The organism is uncultured Bacteroides sp. (assembly GCF_958445495.1).
GTDB lineage: Bacteria > Bacteroidota > Bacteroidia > Bacteroidales > Bacteroidaceae > Bacteroides.
On sequence record NZ_CAUCSQ010000067.1, the window covers coordinates 1 to 20,828 of the forward strand.

9 protein-coding genes are annotated in these 20,828 nt (G+C 42.6%); 3 read left to right on the forward strand and 6 right to left on the reverse strand.

Annotated elements, in window-relative coordinates; all coding sequences use genetic code 11:
- Positions 1-130 precede the first annotated feature (130 nt).
- Together Q5076_RS16110 and Q5076_RS16115 are read left to right on the forward strand one after the other, a co-directional pair.
- Entirely contained in the window at positions 131-1,159 is a 1,029-nt protein-coding gene (locus Q5076_RS16110) for an endonuclease/exonuclease/phosphatase family protein (protein WP_303014653.1), read from the forward strand.
- A gap of 13 nt (positions 1,160-1,172) precedes the next feature.
- On the forward strand, positions 1,173-3,743 hold the full coding sequence (locus tag Q5076_RS16115; RefSeq protein WP_303014654.1) for a M60 family metallopeptidase: 2,571 nt from the start codon (positions 1,173-1,175) through the stop codon (positions 3,741-3,743).
- A gap of 81 nt (positions 3,744-3,824) precedes the next feature.
- On the opposite strand, the gene Q5076_RS16120 is transcribed toward Q5076_RS16115, so the two are convergent.
- Entirely contained in the window at positions 3,825-4,391 is a 567-nt protein-coding gene (locus Q5076_RS16120) for an RNA polymerase sigma factor (protein WP_303014655.1), read from the reverse strand.
- 303 nt (positions 4,392-4,694) lie between these two features.
- Here Q5076_RS16120 and Q5076_RS16125 point away from each other — a divergent pair, with 303 nt between their 5' ends.
- Entirely contained in the window at positions 4,695-8,534 is a 3,840-nt protein-coding gene (locus Q5076_RS16125) for a TIM-barrel domain-containing protein (protein ID WP_303014656.1), read from the forward strand.
- Between the two features lie 87 nt (positions 8,535-8,621).
- Here Q5076_RS16125 and Q5076_RS16130 read toward each other — a convergent pair whose 3' ends face one another.
- From Q5076_RS16130 to Q5076_RS16150, 5 genes are all read right to left on the reverse strand, one after another.
- Entirely contained in the window at positions 8,622-12,272 is a 3,651-nt protein-coding gene (locus tag Q5076_RS16130) for a family 78 glycoside hydrolase catalytic domain (protein ID WP_303014657.1), read from the reverse strand.
- A 4-nt stretch (positions 12,273-12,276) separates the two neighbouring features.
- Complete coding sequence (gene bglX, locus Q5076_RS16135; protein WP_303014662.1) at positions 12,277-14,505, reverse strand: beta-glucosidase BglX; 2,229 nt, start codon at positions 14,503-14,505, stop codon at positions 12,277-12,279.
- 94 nt (positions 14,506-14,599) lie between these two features.
- On the reverse strand, positions 14,600-16,873 hold the full coding sequence (locus Q5076_RS16140) for a glycoside hydrolase (protein WP_303014658.1): 2,274 nt from the start codon (positions 16,871-16,873) through the stop codon (positions 14,600-14,602).
- 211 nt (positions 16,874-17,084) lie between these two features.
- Positions 17,085-19,871 carry a triple tyrosine motif-containing protein gene (locus Q5076_RS16145; protein WP_303014660.1) on the reverse strand — a complete coding sequence of 929 codons (2,787 nt, stop codon included), beginning with the start codon at positions 19,869-19,871 and terminating at the stop codon, positions 17,085-17,087.
- Positions 19,872-20,091: 220 nt separating this feature from the next.
- Complete coding sequence (locus Q5076_RS16150; protein WP_303014661.1) at positions 20,092-20,796, reverse strand: hypothetical protein; 705 nt, start codon at positions 20,794-20,796, stop codon at positions 20,092-20,094.
- Between the last annotated feature and the right edge of the window lie 32 nt (positions 20,797-20,828).

Sequence of the window (20,828 nt, forward strand, 5' to 3'; positions counted from 1 at the left end):
AACGATTGACACACAGCTTGCATTGTTCTGAATTCATCGAACTCACGTTATTTATAATACCGGTTCAAAACCTCGGTCAAGTGTACGGGTCGAGTTGATAAAAGACGGTTTGGCCCCTCAACCGGGAAAGATGAAAATACGCCTTCCTGAGAGTGAATCTACACAGTTGAAACATGGCACTAACTATTTGTTAATCACGGTTGACGTCAATGACAGGGCTACATTAGGCAATTATTTGGGAGTGAGTGCCCGTTCGGTGAAGATTGGCCGTCGCTCTATTGTTCCGGTATCGTCAGGCGACTGTCTTCCGGTAATGATTACACCTGATAGCCGGAACAATAAAAAATATCTGAAGGTGCTCCAGTGGAATATTTGGCACGGAGGCAGGCATTTAGGAAAAGACGGGCGTGAACGTATTATTGATTTGATAAAAAAGTCCGGTGCTGATGTCGTTACTATGCAGGAAGGATACGGTTCGCAAGAAATGATAGCGAAAGCCGTCGGATTTAATTTACAGACTCCTTCTCCGGATGATAATTTATGCCTGTTTAGCCGTTATCCTATACAGAAGATAAGCACGAAGAATCCTTTTTATTCAAATCCCGCCATTATCACGCTTCCTCACGGGAAAAAGGTATATGTGAACGCTTGTTGGTTACGTTATGCGTACCGGCCGGAATATACCTGTTATTATGCCAATTATGGTATGAATACCCATAGGTGGGCTGTGGAAGATAGCACATTGGCTTTGGCCGATATGAAACGTCTGCTGGAAAATGACCTTATTCCTTATGCGGATGTTTCCATGCCGGTCATTATCGGCGGGGACTTTAATTCGTGCAGTCATTTGGACTGGACTCATAAAGCAGCTCCTATTCATTTCGGATATGTAGCTGAGGAACTGCCCGTATCACGCTATATGCTTGATAAAGGATTCAAAGATACTTTCAGAGAAGTGAATCCGGATGAATTGGAAAGGGGCGAGGGAACGTATGCAGTCATTTTCGGACAGTCACAGACTTCTCGTGTCGATTTTATTTATAGCAAAGGGAATGGAATAAAAACCGTTACTTCAAAGATTGTCCGTACAATGCCTGAGATAGATGATGTATGGCCTGGCGACCATGCCGCTGTATTGACAATATTCGAACTTGAATAAGAAGGAGGAAAATATGAGAATATATAATATTATAAAATTAGTCGGATTTATCGGATTTGGATTATTTCTGCAGCAGTCTTGTAAAGATGAAGAGCAATTGGATTCAAGATTTGAAATTGAAGAAACAGCTTTGCTGCAGAATTTGGACGGGAGTGCCTCCACTGTGTCTGTTCAGGTGAAGACTACGCTTTCCATATCGGACTGGGAGGTAAAAAGCAATGCAAGCTGGCTTAAAGTTTATAAAGAGGCAAATCCGGAAAAAGGACAGATGATAGTAATGAAGGCGGAAGCCAATGATACTCGCGATAATAGGACTGCTGTAGTGTCTGTTACATCTGCCGTTCATGATTATATGATTACGGTATTGCAGTTCTCTGCTTTTGAAGTGCCTGAGGATATTCAGGTAAAGGTCATTGGAGGTAAAGATTCGGAGCATCAAAGCGGCCGGGGCATTGAATGCTCTTTTGATGGAAAATTTACTCCTGAAGCTGACGGTTATCATTCGTTGTTCGGGCAGCCTGCGGATTTTCCCGTGTCGCTTGAGTATTATTTTGAACCGGATACGGAGATTGATTATGTGATTTATCATACTCGTGCCGGTAACGGTAACTTTGGCAGGGTGGAAGTTTATACGGCCGCTGATACCGGACATGCTGATTGGGTGAAATATGGAGATTACGATTTTCATGAACAGGATATGTCATCGCGAATTTTGTTTGACAAGACAATGCGTGTAAGCGGTATTAAATTTGTGGTGTATTCGGGCTATAACGATTTTGTAAGTTGTGATGAGATGGAATTTTTCCGTTACAACAAAGAAAATACGGTGAATGAACAATTGCTGACAGTCTTCACAGACCTTTCATGCACCGCTTTGAATGAAGGTGTCACTGAAAAGGTTATCAATGAGTTACCGGGATATTTTGCCCGTCTGGCTTTAGCTTTGTATAATGGCACATACGATGCGTACGAGAAAGAATTTCGTATCCGGGAATATGCTCCGTATAGTGATGTTGCCGAATGGGCGGATAAGTTGATGACTAAAAAATACAGTAATCTTGATAATCCTACCGGTATATCGGTAGAGAAAGATGAAGAAATTTATGTTTTGGTGGGAGATACATACGGGCAGCAACTCTCTTTGCAAGTGATAGGAGAGACTTATACAGATGACGGAGAAGACAAAGGATGGATGGTTAATTCGAGCGGGTCTGTTTATTTCCTTTCTCCGGGTATCAATAAATTGACGATGAAGGAAGACGGACAATTATTCGTGATGTACACAGCTATGCTTAATGACGGCAGAGCTAAGCCCGTAAACATCCATATTCCTTTAGGCAGTGGAAAAGTGACCGGATTTTTCGATTTGAAAACCCATGAGACAGATCGGAAGTATGCACAATTGTTGGCTGCGGCAAGTCATAAGTATTTTTGTATTCGCGGGAATAAAATAATGTTTTATTTCCATACTGATAAATTACGGAGCTTTGTTCCCGATGAGATACTTTCCGCCATTGGTTTGTGGGATGACATTGTAGGTTGGGAACAGGAATTGATGGGTATTGAAGATGTGTGGCCTTCGCAAATGAATAATCATATTTTTGCCATTTCGCCGGAGTATGGTTATATGTGGGCGTCGGATTACCGTGTGGCTTTTGTTTATACTTACCTTGACAACATCTTATTGAAGAGCAATGTAATGGCTGCTAAAGATAATGCTTGGGGGCCTGCGCACGAAATCGGGCATATTCATCAGAAAGCGATTAATTGGCCCGGATGTACCGAATCTTCTAACAATTTGTTTTCTAATTATGTCCTTTATAAATTAGGAAAATACTGTTCCCGCGGGAGTGAACTCTACCATTTGGCTGATGCGCGTTTTGTGGAAGGACAGGCTTGGTTTGATATGGGAAATCCGCATCACATGAATGAGGATACTGAAATTCACATGCGCATGTATTGGCAGTTGTGGAACTATTATCATCGTTGTGGTTATAATGAAAGATTTTGGCCGACGCTTTTCCGGTTATTGAGAGAAGACCGCATTGACGAGAATAAACCGGGGGCTGCCCAATTGAAATTTGCGGTGAAGGCTTCGCAGGCAGCCCGTGAAGATTTGAGTGACTTTTTCGAATTGTGGGGGTTCTTCATACCGGGAGAAGGTACAATCGAGCAATATGGGACTTACGATTATCTTGTGACGGAAGAAATGATTGAAGAGGCAAAAGCTGGAATGTCTGCATATCCCAAACCAAAACATGCATTTCAATACATTGAAGACCGTAAAGCCGGAGATATAGGTTTGGATAATACTCCTTCGGATGTCGGTTATTATACGCAGTTCAAAGGTAATGTAAAACCGGTTAGCAGTGAAGTGTCCTGTACGGTTAACGGTCGCAGGTATTCGGTGAAAAACGGTGAGAATGCTGTGGCATTCGAGTTACGTCGAGGGGCGGCAGACGGTGAATTACTCTATTTCTTTAATATGTATGGGTATGATATTCCCGGAAAAATTGATTTGACTGATGCGAAACTTTATGCTGTTCAAGCGGATGGAGTGCGTATAGAAGTACCGGTTCGCTGATACGGCTGTCCGTTTATCGGTTATTTGGAAAAGCTTGCATTAACCGTATCTGGCATGAGGTATATGTGAATGCAGGCTTTTCTATTTGGGAGATATTTGTTTAAACCGCATACGTAATTTATGGATGGACTTGGAAAGGGAATTCATGGATGATTGAGGATTGATATCGAGTATTTCAGCAATTTCTTTATGAGATAAGTCTTTTATATAGAATAAGTAAAGAATCTGCTTCTGTTGGTTAGGCAAAGAATTGATAGTCTGTAATAGCGTTTGGTATTTTTGCAGTTCTTCGTCGTTTTTAGAAAAAAAGATTTTAAATATCTCGTCATCTTCGGGAATTGAAAATTCCATATCATCAATGTTGACAATATTTTTTTGAGCTGCGTAATAGTCATATATAATATTACGCATAGCACGGAGCAGGTAAACTTTTAAATCTGAAATGTCGTCGATATTCTCACGTTTACAAAGTTTAATGAATATTTCCTGGATAAAATCCTGGACTTGTGTCGAGTCGTTAGTTAATTTAAGTCCGTAATTGTACAACAGATTATAATACTTTTTATACGAAGATTCCAACACCTTTAGACGTTCGGCCTTTTTCTCGTGAAAAGCCTTTGCTGTAAGGCCTTTTTCCTTAAATTCCATACTCACATGCTATAAAGTGTTTATATTTCATCAGTTTATCAGATTTATAAATGGTTTTCAAAAATAGAAAAAATAATTGAAATAATGAAAAATAGTCCAAGAGTTATTGAGAATTGCGTAAAAAGCAGAAATCTGGAATATTCCATGAGTTACTTTTCCGTTAAACGAATAGTGAAAAAAAGTAATAAGAGCAAAGAATAATTAAAAAAACAGGTGTGAAATTAGGGTAGTAGGAGTTTTGCGTGTATTTATCATTGTATTGTGACAAGTAATCTTATGTCTAATTCTAAAATAAATAAAAACATGAAAAATGGTTATTTTCTTTTTTCGCGGTATTTCAGACTTATCGCATTGCTATTATTGTTATTACATCCCATTTCTTTTCTTTCCGTGCAAGCATCCGGAATGTCTGGAATTCTTCGTGTAGAAAGGCTCAATCCGACCGCAGTCGATGTGTTGTTTGCAAACAACCAGCGGATGACCGTCGATTTCTACGGAGAAAATATATTCCGTGTCTTCCATGATAATTCCGGCGGTGTGGTTCGCGAACCCGAAGCGAAACCGGCGGCGGAGATACTTGCCGACCAGCCGCGCCGTGGGATTTCCGGCCTGGCGGTAGATGAGAAAGACGGGCGTATCGCTTTGGTTACCGGAAAAATCCGGATTGAGCTGGACAAACAGACCGGCCTGATGAAGGTCTTTAACCTCAAGACGGGGGCATGTGTGGTCGAACAGGCTGCACCGGTCGAGTTTACCCCGAAAAAGGTGACTGTAACCTTGAAAGAACAACCGGACGAATATTTCTACGGGGGAGGCGTGCAAAACGGACGTTTCTCTCATAAAGGAAAGGTGATAGCCATTGAGAACCAGAATAGCTGGACGGATGGCGGAGTGGCTTCCCCTACCCCGTTCTACTGGTCGACAAAAGGTTATGGAATAATGTGGTACACCTTTAAAAAAGGACAGTATGATTTTGGCGCAACAGAAAAAAACGTAGTGAAAATTTCTCACGATTCTTCTTACCTTGATATTTTTTATATGGTTAACGACGGGGCTGTCGCTCTGTTGAATGACTTTTACCAACTGACGGGAAACCCCGTGTTGCTGCCTAAATTCGGCTTTTACGAAGGCCATCTCAATGCCTATAACCGCGACTATTGGAAAGAAGATGAAAAAGGAATCCTCTTTGAAGACGGGAAACGTTACAAGGAAAGCCAGAAAGACAATGGGGGCATTAAAGAGTCTCTGAACGGTGAAAAGGACAATTACCAGTTCTCGGCGCGTGCCGTTATCGACCGTTACAAGAGACAAGACATGCCTCTCGGCTGGTTACTTCCCAATGACGGTTACGGAGCCGGTTACGGACAGACCGAAACGCTGGACGGCAATATTGCCAATCTGAAAAGCCTGGGTGAGTATGCCCGTAAGAATGGCGTCGAAATCGGGCTCTGGACACAGTCGGACTTATACCCCAAAGAAGGTGTGAGCGCCCTGTTGCAGCGTGACATCGTGAAAGAAGTGCGTGATGCGGGCGTCCGTGTGCTGAAAACAGACGTAGCCTGGGTGGGCGCCGGATATTCTTTCGGCTTGAATGGCGTGTCGGATGTAGGCCGTATCATGCCCTATTATGGGAACGACGCCCGTCCTTTCATCATCTCTTTGGACGGTTGGGCGGGAACGCAACGGTATGCCGGAATCTGGTCGGGCGACCAGACGGGAGGCGTATGGGAATACATCCGTTTCCATATACCCACCTACATCGGTTCCGGGCTTTCGGGCCAGCCGAATATCTGTTCGGATATGGACGGAATCTTCGGCGGAAAAAACGAAACAGTCAATATCCGCGATTTCCAGTGGAAAACATTTACCCCCATGCAGTTGAATATGGATGGCTGGGGAGCCAACGAGAAGTACCCCCATGCTTTAGGCGAACCGGCCACATCCATCAACCGGATGTATTTGAAACTGAAATCCGAACTGATGCCTTATGCATATAGTTTCGCCAGAGAAGCGGTGGACGGCATGCCGCTCATCCGCGCCATGTTCCTGGATTATCCGAATGCTTATACCTACGGGACGGCTACGCAATATCAGTTCATGTACGGAACGGATTTTCTGGTGGCTCCTATTTACCAGAATACCCGGTCTGACGAGAAAGGGAACGATATCCGTAACGGCATCTATCTGCCTGAGGGTTTCTGGATTGACTATTTCAGCGGAGAGAAATACGAAGGTAACCGCATACTTAACAACTTTGAGGCTCCCGTATGGAAGTTACCCGTATTTGTAAGAAGCGGTTCTATCATTCCGATGACACATCCTCACAACAACGTGAACGAGATGGATAAAGCTCTCCGTATTTACGAATTCTATCCGGAACGTCACAGCTCGGTTGTGGAATATGATGATGACGGTGTGACGGAAGCCTATCGCCGTAACGAATTGACGTCTACCCTGATAGAATCGGATGTGAACGGGAAAGGTCGCTTGACTATCACCATCCACCCGGCAATGGGACAATTTGACGGCTTTGTAAAAGATAAAAAGACGGAACTGCGTATCAACGTTACCGAAAAGCCGAAAAAACTGTCCGCCAAGATAAACGGGAAGACGGTGAAACTGAAAGAAGTAAGCACGGCCGATGATTTCCGGAAAGGCGAAAATGTTTTTTGGTACGAGAAGGCTCCCGACCTGAATAAGTTTGCCACGGAAGGCAGTGATTTTGAGAAAGTAGCTATCACAAAGAATCCGCAGGTACGTGTCAAACTGGCCGCTACCGATGTCACTGCCTGTCAGACCGTAGTGAATGTAGAGGGCTTCCGCTTTGAGCCTGCCGACCGTTACCGCATAAGTACCGGGACTTTGGCAGCGCCGCAAAACGCACAAGTGACCGAAGAAAACAGGGAAGCATATACTTTGAAACCGACCTGGGATAAAGTGGCTAATGCCGATTTCTATGAAATTGAGTTTGACGGGATGCTCTATACGACTATCCGCGACACTTACCTGCTGTTTGAAGGACTGGAAGCCGAAACTTCTTATTCTTTCAAGGTACGTGCAGTCAATAAAGACGGTGTTTCCGAGTGGGCTGAAATCCGGGTAATGACGAAAGCGAACCCGCTGGAATTTGCCATCCATGATATTGAGGGAGAATCCACTGCTCCCGCACAGGCCGGATTCGGTGTCAACCGTTTGTTCGACTTTGCCGAATCGGGTGACAACTGGCATACGAAATACCGTGCCAACGCCATTCCGTTGGATTTGACTATCGACCTCAAGACCGTTAACCAATTGGATAAGTTCCATTACCTGCCGCGTACGGATGCCGGCAACGGTACGATACTGAAAGGTTCCGTATCTTACAGCATGGATAAAGAGCATTGGACGGAAGCCGGAACATTCGATTGGAAACGGAACGGTGAAGTGAAAATCTTCGAATTCGCCAATCGTCCTACCGCACGTTATATCAGGCTCCATATAACGGCAGGCGTAGGCAACTATGCTTCCGGTCGTGAACTTTACGTATTCAAAGTGCCCGGAACAGCCGGCTATCTGCAGGGCGACATTAACAACGACGGTAAGATTGACCGCAATGATTTGACTTCTTATATGAATTATACGGGACTGCGTCGTGGCGATTCGGACTATGAAGGTTATATCAGTAAGGGCGACATCAATATGAATGACCTGATAGACGCTTATGACATTTCCGTCGTGGCTACACAGCTTGAAGGCGGTATCGGCAGGAAAGATACGGTGAAAGTGTCCGGTTCATTGTCCATCAGTACTCCGAAACGTCTGTATCAAAAAGGCGAAACCGTAGAAATCCGTGTAAAGGGCAATGAGCTGAAAGCAGTGAATGCGCTTAGCTTCGCATTGCCTTACGACCAAAACGACTATGAGTTCGTAGGCATAGAGCCGTTGAACATGAAAAAGATGGAGAATTTGACTTACGACCGTCTGCATACGAGTGGAGTGAAGTCCCTCTATCCGACTTTTGTCAATATAGGCAAGCAGGAATCGTTGGAAGGTTCGGAAGAGCTCTTTATCCTGAAATTGAAGGCGAAACGCAATGTGAAGTTTGAATTGGTTTTGAAAGACGGGATGCTGGTGGATAAGGAATTGCGGATGCATCAATTCTAAAATATTTTAGAGGTTTGACAAGACTTTTAGTTTGGCGTGATAGAGGATGTGTCTTTTTTAAAAAAGGCTTATCCTCTATCTGTTTACTTAATGAACAACAACCCGGTGATTATTGATTATAAATCTGAATGTACCGGATTCCAGTTCATATTCTGCTACTGAAGTAGAGAGATGAAATGTTTTTTGTATAAACCTTACTCCGGGGATATTATTGAATTCTTCAATCTTTTCAGGAATGGGTAAATAAAGAGTTGCTGTTGTATTAGCCGGAACTGTTGTCTGATAACTTGTCATAGTTCCTTTTCCGTCAGCTGTCCATATGCTTTTTATTTCTCCGTAATTTGAATGATAGTTCCCCGATAGTGACAGATAATTATTGCCAATTGAAGGTTGTAGGATAAAATGTTTATATCCGCACTTACCGTTTAGATGATCGTTTGTGATACCTAGTTGATATTCAAACATCCATTGCCCCACAGCCCCTAAAGCAAAATGATTGAACGAATTCATGTGGTTTTCATTTTTCTTTCCGAAAGCGACTTCATAACCGTTCCATCGTTCCCAAATGGAAGTTGCCCCTTTTGTCACCGGATAAAGCCAAGAAGTAAGATTGGTGCAGGTAAACATACGATAGGCCTCTTTATGATGTCCGGAACGGCTCAAAGCTGGTAGTATATTAGGTGTTCCCGAGAATCCGGTAGTAATGGTATATGGAAGGAACGGTAGCTCTCCTTCACCACTGTGAGAGGGATGTATGGTAAGTTCTGCCAAATAAGATTCGGCTTTAGCCTTGTATTCATCGTTGAAACAATTGAAATTTAATGGAGTGGCATAAGAAGACTGTGAATGAATTATTTTTCCGTCTACAGTTTTGGTTTTACCGGTAGCAGGGTCTACATATGCTTTGTTCCATTCTGCTTTGGCAAGTGTATGACGCTTCCGTAATATTTTTGCGTAGTCGGTGTGTCCGATTGCTTCTGCCATATATGCTGTAACTTCCATCATATAAATATAAATGGCGTTATTGAGCATATCTGATGGTGTCCGGTCATCCATTGCCAACCAGTCTGCCAATCCTCCGGTTTTGCTCGACAAATGAGGGTAATTCTTGCTGAAATCATAGAAATCCATACCGTTCAGCCATGCCATCATTGCTTCTATATTATCTTCTATTATTTGTATATTACCGTATTGCACATATAATTGCCAGGGAACCATACATATAGCGGCCGCCCACGTGGTTCCATCGGGGAAAGTAAGGTCATCCGATTTATAGTAAGCAGGGACTGTTACGCCTATCCCGCCCGGTACTTCCGTTGTGCTTCCCACTCCTTGGTCGGCTCGGAGAGTGACCATCCATTGACGGAAAAAGTTTAATACGTCGGAGTTGTAGGTTGCTGTTCTTACGTAGGCTTGTGCATCACCTGTCCATCCCATACGTTCATTTCTTTGTGGACAGTCGGTAGGAATCGTGAAAAAATTGCCAAGTTGGCTTCGTTGTATATTCTTAAATAGTTGATTAACCAGTTTTCCGGTTTTTCCGTCGGTTGTTGTAGCTTCATAATTTCCTGTAGGCAAATGATCGGAAGAGAGGACAAGGCCTTTCACGTGAGAAAGAGGTAACGGACCTTTATGACCGGGAATTGTTATTTGTACGTATTGATAGCCGCGATAGGTAGTCGTCGGTTGAATAATTACGGCATTTTCATCCTTGGCTATATAGAAATCTGAAACCAGTGCGGCACGCATGGTCTCATAGAGAGGACGCCCTGCTATATTCCTGCCTTTTTTCCCATAAGTATCTACGTAATGTTGTTTATCTCCACAAAGGTCCGGATATAGTTGTTCGGCATAGCGGATTATAACCTTATCCCCTTTCTGTAACCATCCTGCAGGGATCGTAACGGACGGCACTCCGACCATGTTAACGCCCATATCATAAATGTATGTATGTTTATCAGCACTGTGTACGGGCATCACCTGTTTGGCGGTTAATGTTTCACGTACCCGAACAGGCTCATCGTGCCGTGCTACAATATCGAAATCGATCCAATCACGTTGGCTGATGATATCTGGGGATTGCCAGTGACTATCATTGTATTCAGGCTTTGTCCAATTTTCGGTTAAAGCTTCTTTGTTTGCATCATAACGTTCTCCATGGAAGAAGCTACCGAAACGTATGGGTCCGTCTTTATAAACTTTCCATGTGTTTCGGTTAGTAACGAAAATCTCTTTGCTACCGTCTTCATACATAACCACTAGTTTTGTCAGCAAGGCTTCGTTATCACCGAAGAAATTGAAATTAGACGTGGTGTAAGTCATGAATCCTGTATACCAACCCGGATTCAGTAAGGCAGCCATGCAATTGTTACCATTATTCAGCATATCTGTTATGTCGTAAGCGTGATAACCCAGAATCTTACGATATTGGCTATTACCGGGTGCAAACCAATCTTTACCTATTCGTTTATCGTTAATAAACATCTCATAAGCACCCATGGCAGTTACGTATATTTTCGCTTTCCTTATATTTTTGTTTGTATTTGTCGAAATTACTGTACGTAGCATGGTGAGTGAAGAATGACTAGGATCACTATATCCGATAGTCATTACTTCCGATTTATTTTGTACCAGAATTTTCTTGTTTTCTATTATGACATTAGGCAGACCTTCAAATATAGAATAGTTCCTATAATCGAATGTTACATTATTCTCACTATGTCCACAGTTCTTTATATGATAGTCAGTGTAGAGCACCTCACACTTAGGCATGGCTGCAAAACCGATAGAACAAAGATGAGGTAGTGTGTTAAAATCGTGTGTATTTCCCCAGGGACCGATGTTGAAAGATGTAGCAGAATTTATGGCCGAATTCATTTCATTATCTGTTAAAGCAAACAGATTCTTTTTATCAATGAAAAAAGACAGATTGCTGTTTTCTACATGGACGGTAATTGTATGGGGCTGTTTGATATTTCTCTTTGTGAACAGTTCGTTAATATTTGTTTGTAGGAAGTGCTTTTTCGAGATTGTGAGAAATGGAACATCTTCTGAATCGTTTTTTGCGTACCCTATACGATAGATATTCAAGATAGCTCCGTTTTCCGCCCCTACTCCGGATAAATCAATCTCTATACGGATATAGTTTTGGCCGGATAAATTATCCGGGTTTTGAAAATCATCTGTCAAACGGAAATCATTAGCTCCCAGTATGAAAGAAATCTTGTAGCCTTTAAGTAACTGGAAGTTGGTGGATAACTCAAAATAATTATTTGAAGCAGCATCCAGATTCAGACTTTTTGAGCCGATCCATTGGGCACTATTCCAAGCAGATATTTTAGAATTCATCAGTCCGGTTTCAAAACGGGAAGAAGCCTGATAGATTTTTCCTGTAGCATCCCAGACTTTTAAATCCCAATGATAACTTGTTTCAGGTTGTAAGGCAACACCCATATATTTGATGTTATGAGAAAGGCCGGATTCTACCTTGTAACTGTTCCATACGGTATGTCCGTCACTTTCGCGGACAACCGTTATTTGGTAAGCAGTTTGCTTTTGCCCTGTAATGTCCGATTGCATTTGCCAACTGAATAATGGATGCTTGTCTTCAATGGTTAACGGCTCTGTTGTATTTTGTACTTTCAGATTGACTAAAGAAGTTGCTCCCCATACGGTAGTAGGAAAGAGCAGTAACCAAATGAATGATATACATTTTATTTTGTTGCTTACTATCCTCATACTATCATTCGGTCAGAATAAACTTACAACGTTCCACATCACGGCTATTCGGACCGATCATCAACTCAAATTCACCCGGTTCACATACGAAGTCCAAGTCATTATTATAAAATTTAAGCAGTTCCGGTGTGATAGTAAAAGTAATCTCACGGCTTTCCCCTTTTTTTAAGTGAATACGTTGGAAACCTTTCAGCTCCTGGACAGGGCGGGTGATACTGCCTGCTATATCACGGATATACATTTGAATGATTTCATCGGCATCATATTCACCTTTATTGCTAATGGTGATACTAGCAATCAATGAGTCATTTTTTATATTCAATTCGTTTGCGCTCAATTTCATGGGTGAATAATCAAAAGTGGTATAACTCAATCCGTAACCAAACGGATAAAGAGGATCATTCGTTACGTCAATATAGTTACTCCGGAATTTCTCGAACCATTTATCTTTGTCCTGTGGACGACTTGTATTTCTGTGATTATAATACATCGGCAACTGCCCTACTGTCTGTGGAAAAGTGGTGGTTAATTTGCCGCTAGGTGAAACATCGCCGAAAATAACATCACAGATCGCATCTCCCGTTTCACTTCCTGCAAACCATACATTCATAATAGCCGGAACATTCTTTTGTTCCCAGTTCATCACAGTGGGGCGACCGGAAAAGTGCAGTAAAACCACCGGCTTTCCTGTTTTTACCAATGCTTGCAATAAATCATGTTGTGCATCGGGCATTTCCAGATTAGTACGGCAACTGCTTTCTCCGCTCAACTCTGCCGGTTCGCCTAAAGCAGCTATAATGATATCCGACCAGTTGGCGATTTCCAGTGCCTCTTTAAGCAATTGTTCATCGTCCAGATGTGGCAGTTCCCCTTTGTTTACCCAAGTGCGTTCCTCAAATTTCTCGTCATACATGAAATTACTCCCTTTGGCATAACGTATTGTGGCACGCTCACCTACATTACGTTGCATCGCTTCAAGGATTGTGCTGTACTTACTAGGTACAGCAGCTACTGCCCAGGTTCCCTGCATTTGAGTTCTGGTATTGCCTAAGGGGCCAATTAATGCGATTTTGCCTTTGCGTTGCAATGGTAATAGTTGATTTTCGTTCTTTAGAAGTACAAATGTTTCAGTTGCGATTTTGCGTGCTTCCGCCCGGTTACTCTCTGTGTAAATCTCGCTTTCTGCCCGTTCGTCGGATAGAAAGCGGTAAGGATCTTCAAATAATCCTAACTTTTGTTTGGCTTCCAGAACTCTGCGGCAAGCAATATCAATATCGTTTTCTGTAATTTTTCCGTCTTTCAGTGCTTTTTCCAGTTGTGCTACAAAGGCACGTGACCCCATATCCATATCAGTACCGGCTTGTAATGCACGGGCAGAGACAGATTCCAAGTCACCTATGCTATGGTTGGTCAATTCTACTATTGCAGAATGGTCAGTTGTAACAAGCCCGTTAAATCCCCATTGTTTACGTAATACATCGGTCAGTAACCATTTGTTTGCAGTTGCCGGAATCCCGTTAATATCGTTGAAAGAACTCATAACACTTCCTGCTCCTGCCTCAATAGCTGCCTGATAAGGTAGAAAATATTCGTTATACATGCGGTTCGGACTCATGTCTACCATGTTATAATCCCGTCCGGATTCAGATGCGCCGTAAAGGGCAAAGTGCTTTACACAAGCCATGATTTCATTGTTGTTTTTCAAGCCTTCTCCCTGATAACCTTTAATCATTGCTTTTGCTATGGCTGTCCCTAAAAACGGATCCTCGCCTGCACCTTCTGCAACACGCCCCCAGCGGGCATCCTTACAGATATCTACCATTGGACTGAATGTCCATGCAATACCGTCAGCACTTGCTTCACATGCTGCTATGCGTGCCGATTTCTCGATAGCTGCCATATCCCAAGAGCAAGATAAGGCCAAAGGTATGGGGAAGATGGTTTCATATCCATGGATTACGTCCATGGCAAACAAGATCGGTATGCCCAGGCGGGTTTCTTTGACGGCAATATCTTGCGCTATCCTGATATCCCGTACTCCTTTCAAGTTGAAGATTCCACCTACCTCTCCACGGCGGATATCATCCAAAATATCTGTATTCTGGCCACTTGCTGTTGTGATAGGACCGGTTGGCAATAGATTCAACTGCCCTATTTTTTCTTGTAAAGTCATTTGGCTCATCAGGTCGTCAATGAACTTGTCATTTCCTTTGGGGGTACATTGCACCAACATGAATGAACTTAGTAATATCAGGCTTACATTCCAAAGTGTTCTTCTGTTCATATTTTCAAGGAATTAAATTAGTTTGAATAAGAATCGTCAATTATTATTGAATCGTGAATGAATATGTTCCTCCTTTTTTCCATACAATTGCTTTAGACTGTTTGCCGGGATAAAGTCGTACGATACAATTATCGGGTATCTCGATTGAACAGTTTCCTTGTTTGGTCAGGTTAAGATTAATATATCCCTCTTTCACTGATATACGTCCTTTTGCCCAATTCAATTCGAGTAAATCCGGTCGTAAGGTGTATTCTGAAATTTGCTGATCGGATTGTGAAAAGCCATAAATACCGTGCAGTATGGCAATGATCGGAGGTACACCGTTTGCCCCGTGGCAGAGGCTTAGTCCGAACGGGCGTTCATAGAATGTCAGTTGTTTTTCCAATGGACTATTCAATGAGAAGTTTTCAGGAAACCGGGTATTTCCCTGGCGTAGCCAATCGCCCCAGACATCATCCAATAGAGCAAACATCTCTTTGATACGTCCGGCTTTTATGTATGCCAGGCACTCATATCCTTTCTCATAACTGATGTTTTCTTTATAGAATGGGATAGACGGGATTACTTTGTCGAATAAATACGGGTAATTCTCTTCCGGGTAAAGTCCTGTCAGCACTCCCCAATATTGTGCATGGTGCGAGATACGGTCGTCTTTGCTCCCATCTGTCCGGTAGCCGTTGATGAAAGCCTTCCGTTCATTATCCCAGAAGTAAGTTATAATGTTTTTGCCCAGTTGTCCGGCTTTCCGTTCATAGTGGCGGGCAAGGGAATGTTCTTTCCAGAGACGGGCAAAGTAGGCAGCAATTTTAAAATTCTGATATAACATCATTTGTCCGTATGCGGCTATTCCGAAATCATCCGGTCCCATTTTACGGGACCACCCTGGGATAAAACCTGTGGTGGGAGGTGCAGCCGCTAAAAATCCGTTCTCATCCTGAATGGATTCATAAAGTGCTAGCTGTTGGAGAATACGGTCTTTAAACATCAGTGAAGTACTAAGGTCTCCATAATGTAGATAATCCTGTTTAAGTCCGATAAGAGCGTGTAAAGGATAGTCTACGATTCCCCAATCGGAAACTTTCGGATTGAAGGGCATCAGGGCAATGGAGATTCCATTGCGGGCTACTTGCCGGTCGCCAAATACATAATCACCACCCAATGCGCTGATTATAGCATCCATTGACCACGGCAGATAATCGCGTTTCACTCCATCCAGATAAAAGTTGTGCATGGATGTGTGTAAAGTAGCTATACCCGCTCTCCAAAGATTGTTGAGAGCTTCGTTGTCACTTTCAAATTGCATCCGGAATTCAACCGGCCACACTTTGGCATCGCAGCGGATAGAAGCCACTGTACAAGGATGATCGCAGGAAATTTTCAAATACCTCAATGCACGTTCGGGCAATTTGATTTCCTGTATCTTATCAGTCAGAACATAAGTTTTAACAGCTTTCTGTTCAAAACTTCCTACATCCTCATTCAGAGCCTCTTCCGGCGATTCTCCTACACTGAAAGAGATTTTGCCACTACCGGAAGCCTGTAAAATGACACTTCCTACTTCCAAGTGGTGAAAATCTACCAGTAAACAACCATTTTTACCTATTTCTAATATACCATTTTTATGAGTCGCATTTCGTACTATGATGAATTGTTTTGCCGGGATAGATACTGTCAGTTCCTGTTCGTCATCAGGAGATTTTCCCGGTTTATTGTATCTTGCATCTGTTTCGGGCAGCTTCCAGTGCTGGCCGTCCAGGCTTACTTGCCATTTTTCTATATTTTCTGCATTTTCTCCTTTTACGATCAGTGCGGGAAGTTGTTTATCTGTTGTCACATCAAAAAGCAGCAAGTGTTTTCCAGGCATCAGTTTAAATGTTCCGGTTCCTACTGTCTGCCCTTTTTCCGGTTGTATTTTGTTTTTCCCATTGATGGAAAAAGTTACATTTCCTGTTGCATTCCAACAGATTTCCGTTTCTTCAGAGAGCGTCAGTTCTTTCCGGAAAAACGTCCGGTATGCGTCTTTCGTAAAATTGCCGGGATAGCCTACGTTTACACAACGTTCGGCCGACTTTTCTTTTTGTATTCGCTGAAGATGTGCGCTTAATTGTCCCGGATACCACATATAACTGCTATTCCAGCTTGTGGCTTCTTCTACGGGAAGAATTTTACACGATGCATCCAATAAAGGATCGAATACTGTATTTTGTGCTGTTAACGGCAGAAACGTGCAGCTCCATACTCCCAAGTATAGGAGCAAGCGGTTCATTTTTCGTCTACCGGTTGGATTGAATGGATAAGGTAGTCTGTTGTTTTTCATGGATTCCGTTTTAGAGTTCGGAAGCAAATGTAAGACAATCCATGAATACTATTTCTCTGAATCATTACATCAAACATACGTCACTTGTTTGTTTTAACAGAAAAGAAGATGATACAATCATACATCATCTTCTTCTAAGTGATTAATAATCAAAAGACTATTTCTTTAAAATGTGGGTATGAGTGTTTAATCATACAGTTTACCCGGCGACCTAAATAGTAAGTATATAAGAAGTCAGACTGCTTTCCTGCTCCAGATTCAGTTTCCGTTTCAACCGGTATTTCTTCAGTTCAACAGACCGTAGAGCAATTCCCATAATAACAGATATTTCTTTGGTAGACAAATTTGCCCGTATCAGACAACAGAATTTTAATTCCGAGGGAGACAAATCGGGATATGCCTTTTGCATACGCAGCATAAATTCATAGTGTACTTCTACGAAATAATTCTCGAAGGACAATAACTTATCTTTCTCTGTGGCTCCTTCCTGAATGATTTTCATAAGCCGGCGGTAGAGTTTGTTGGGATAACGTTCTCCCAATTCATTCTTTTGTGTTTCCACTTCCGTAGAGATGGCATCCAATAGTTCTTGCTTCTGCGTAAGGAAACGCATACGGTTTTTCAGTTCGCTTTCCTGATTTCTTACCTTTTCCTGTAATTGCTCATAAGCCTGTTGCTGCAATTCTTCTGCATGTTTTTTCTGCTCTTCCTCGTATTTCCGGAGAAGTCTCTTCCGTTTGCGTTCACTGATAAACATTACTATACCGGCTGTGATAACCAGCAGTGTGAGAACATACAGTGCAATCATCCATGTCCGTTTATAGAGAGGTGGAGAGACGACTATCGGAATAATCAGTGAATTCTGATTACTGTCTTTTATTTCAAGCTGATAAGAACCGGAGGGCAGATTAGTGAAATAAATGGTTCCCGAAGTCTGCCACGAGCTCCATTCATTGGTTACTCCGGGTAGCCGGTAAGAGATGGAAGTAGTGTGTGTACTCAATCCTGTAGTTACCTGAATGGTGATATTGGTGGCTGTATTGGGAAGTTCTATTTCTTGCTGGTGGAAATCTGCATAATGAACGATGTTATTATTGTCGGTAAAGCAAAATATTTCCATCTCCAGAGGAGCCGGATTGGCCGTGCAGCGGCTGACCATCTTATTATTTATAACGACCGTCCCTTCACAAGTGGAAACAAACGTGATGGAATCATTGATAGATTTAAGATTGTAGTGCTTGTCATAAAGCATCAGTTCGTTATCTACAAAAGGCCAGTGCATAACCGGTTCAGCAGATAAGTCTGCTATATGATACAGAAATAACTCTTCATCTGTTGCCACCCAGATATCGTTCTTGTATGCAGTTTTGACAGACTGGAGCTTGTCCAGATACAATATCTCTTTGCTTATGTTTTCCAGCCTGTTGAAATTCTTCCCTGAAATATCGAACTGATAGATTCCTTTCGGGGTGGCAAACAGAATTTTATCTTCAACTTTAAATAAGCTGATTCTGTTGTAATTGGCATATCCGTCAATCTCGGAGAAGTTATCAAATTCCGTAACTTCGGTCAATTCACGGTTGATGCGCAAACGATAAATACCTTTTTCGGGATGAATAGCCCATACAGTATGGAGATTCTCCGGCATGATACTCGCATAATCTCCAGTATTCATGAGCAAAGAACGGTATTTCCAAGTATTGTCTTTGTATTCGAGTAGTGCGATTCCGGAATAAGAACGTAGGAAGATGTATTCGTCCCCGTGGTCGGCTACGTATTCAAATTGCCGTACTCCGTTTATGTTGCAGAACGGTTCGAAACTGGAACGTTGCGGAGTCATTTTAAACAGTTGTGTCGTAGTGCCGCACAATAGTTCGTTTTTCAGATTGCAAAATTGCAGAGGATATATGGAAGTCGGTATTTTCTTTCCGTCTTCCTCATAAAGATAGATGCCCTGATTGGAGGCAACATACGTTTTTCCATTAAAATGAGCTGCATCAAAGAAAGTTCCTATGTCGGTATTGGTTTTCCAGAGGTAGGTTGCCGGTTCGAGGATAATGGATGAAATACCGTTGTCGAGTGAAAGCCAGAGGGAGTTTTCATCGGCAAAACACAGGCCGTGAATGTTGAGATCTTGCAGTTGTGAAGAATGGTAATGTGTCTGTCGGTTAGTTTTCAGGTCTATCAGGAACAGTCCGTCACCTATCGTACCGACAGCAAGCAGTTCATCTTTCCAGATACTTCCGCAGTCTATCCGCACAGGAATGTGAGTTTCATTTTCCAATTGCATGAACAGACCTATTTCATTGTTTTTTAATGAATATATCTTTCCGTCAGATTGCCCTATCAGGTACTCGTTATCGGCTATTTGAAACATGAATTTGGTTTCGCCGTTCCCAAAGACTGCCTGATCGCAAAAAGTCTCGAGCTTACCTTTATGAATCAGCATGAGGGCTCCCCCGCACTTCTGGGTAAATAGTTTCTCTCTGACTTGGTAAAGAGAAACACAACAGTCATTCTTAAGCAGGTAATCCATGACTTTGCCGTCATAACAGATGATGTTGCCAAAAGAATGAAAGTAAACTTTTCCCTCGGTTTCACCAATACTCCAGAAAGTCTCTCCTTTCATTCCCAGTTTGTTAACCAGAGGCAAGAGAGAAGTATAAATGATTTTTCCGTTCGTATCGTATTCCCAATAACCGATGTTGTTGTCGCCAGCCGTATAGACTCTGTTACCGATACAACGTACTGCACGTACGGTACTGCGCTCATCCGGTTCGAGAAGCGTCCAGTCATTTCCGTTATACCTTAGTAATCCATTGTTATTGCTGCTGTAAAGAATCTGTTCGGAAGAGATCGTAATTCCCCAGTTCTGAATCCCGCCTTTGTAGTTTTTATAGTTATAGTTTGTAATCTGCACGGGAGTCTGCGCTGTACCCGGAGTGATACAGGCGAAAGGCAATATACAAAGCCAAAGAAAAATCCAGCAGTATTTCATTTGTATTATACTTAGCAGATGTGTACCGGTAACAAAGGTAAAAAGAAATTTTGAGCAGACAATTATCAAGGGTGGTTCTTCTTTGAAAAATATGGCTTGGCAGGTTCTTAGAGGAATAGTTTGGTGGACATATAGATTCACTGTACTGTGTATATATGTCCACCATGCTGGGTATATATGCCTATTGTACTGAATCTATATGTCCACCAAATCGGGTGTGTTATTCCTCTACCTCGAATGTGCCACAGACATTATTGGTGCCATCCCATATTCCGTTTGTTCCGACGTATGTATAGGCACCGTCATCAATCCTGTAACGGAATGAATAATAGTATGTTCCCGCTTCGGGTATTTCGGAGGTAAAGCCTTGATAATACCATTCATTTCCCCAGTCACCACTCCAAGGGCAAGTAGTCCATATCCATTCGCCGCTTGACGGATCGGAACTTGTGGCAGAGTAGCCGATTTCGCATGTCAGATGCTTATTGCCGGAAGTGGCAGCTTCTTCCAGATCGGTTAATCCTTTGATTTCAATCTTTGAGCCTGCATTGAAAGCTTCCCCTTTCTTGGGAGAGTTGTCCTGACGCCATTGCAGATTTACCCAACTGATAACCAGTTTGCTGTAATCTATACCATCGTCATCATCGCCGTCATCACCCCCTCCGGATGCTTCTTTTACTTCGAATGTCCCGTTTACGTTGTCGATTCCATTCCATAGTCCGCCTGTTCCTGCGTATTTGTAAGGACCGGAGCCGTTACGGATGCGGAAAGTATAATAGTAAGTGCCGGCAGGAAGTCCGCTGATATGTCCCTGATAGTAGAAGTTATCTCCCCAATCTCCATTAAACCAGCAGTCGTCCGTACTTGAAGTCCAAGTCCAGTCCGGTCCGGACGGGTCTGTATTACTTAAGGTGAGTTCTATCAATTCAATTTATCCTCTTGTATCAGACAGCAGAA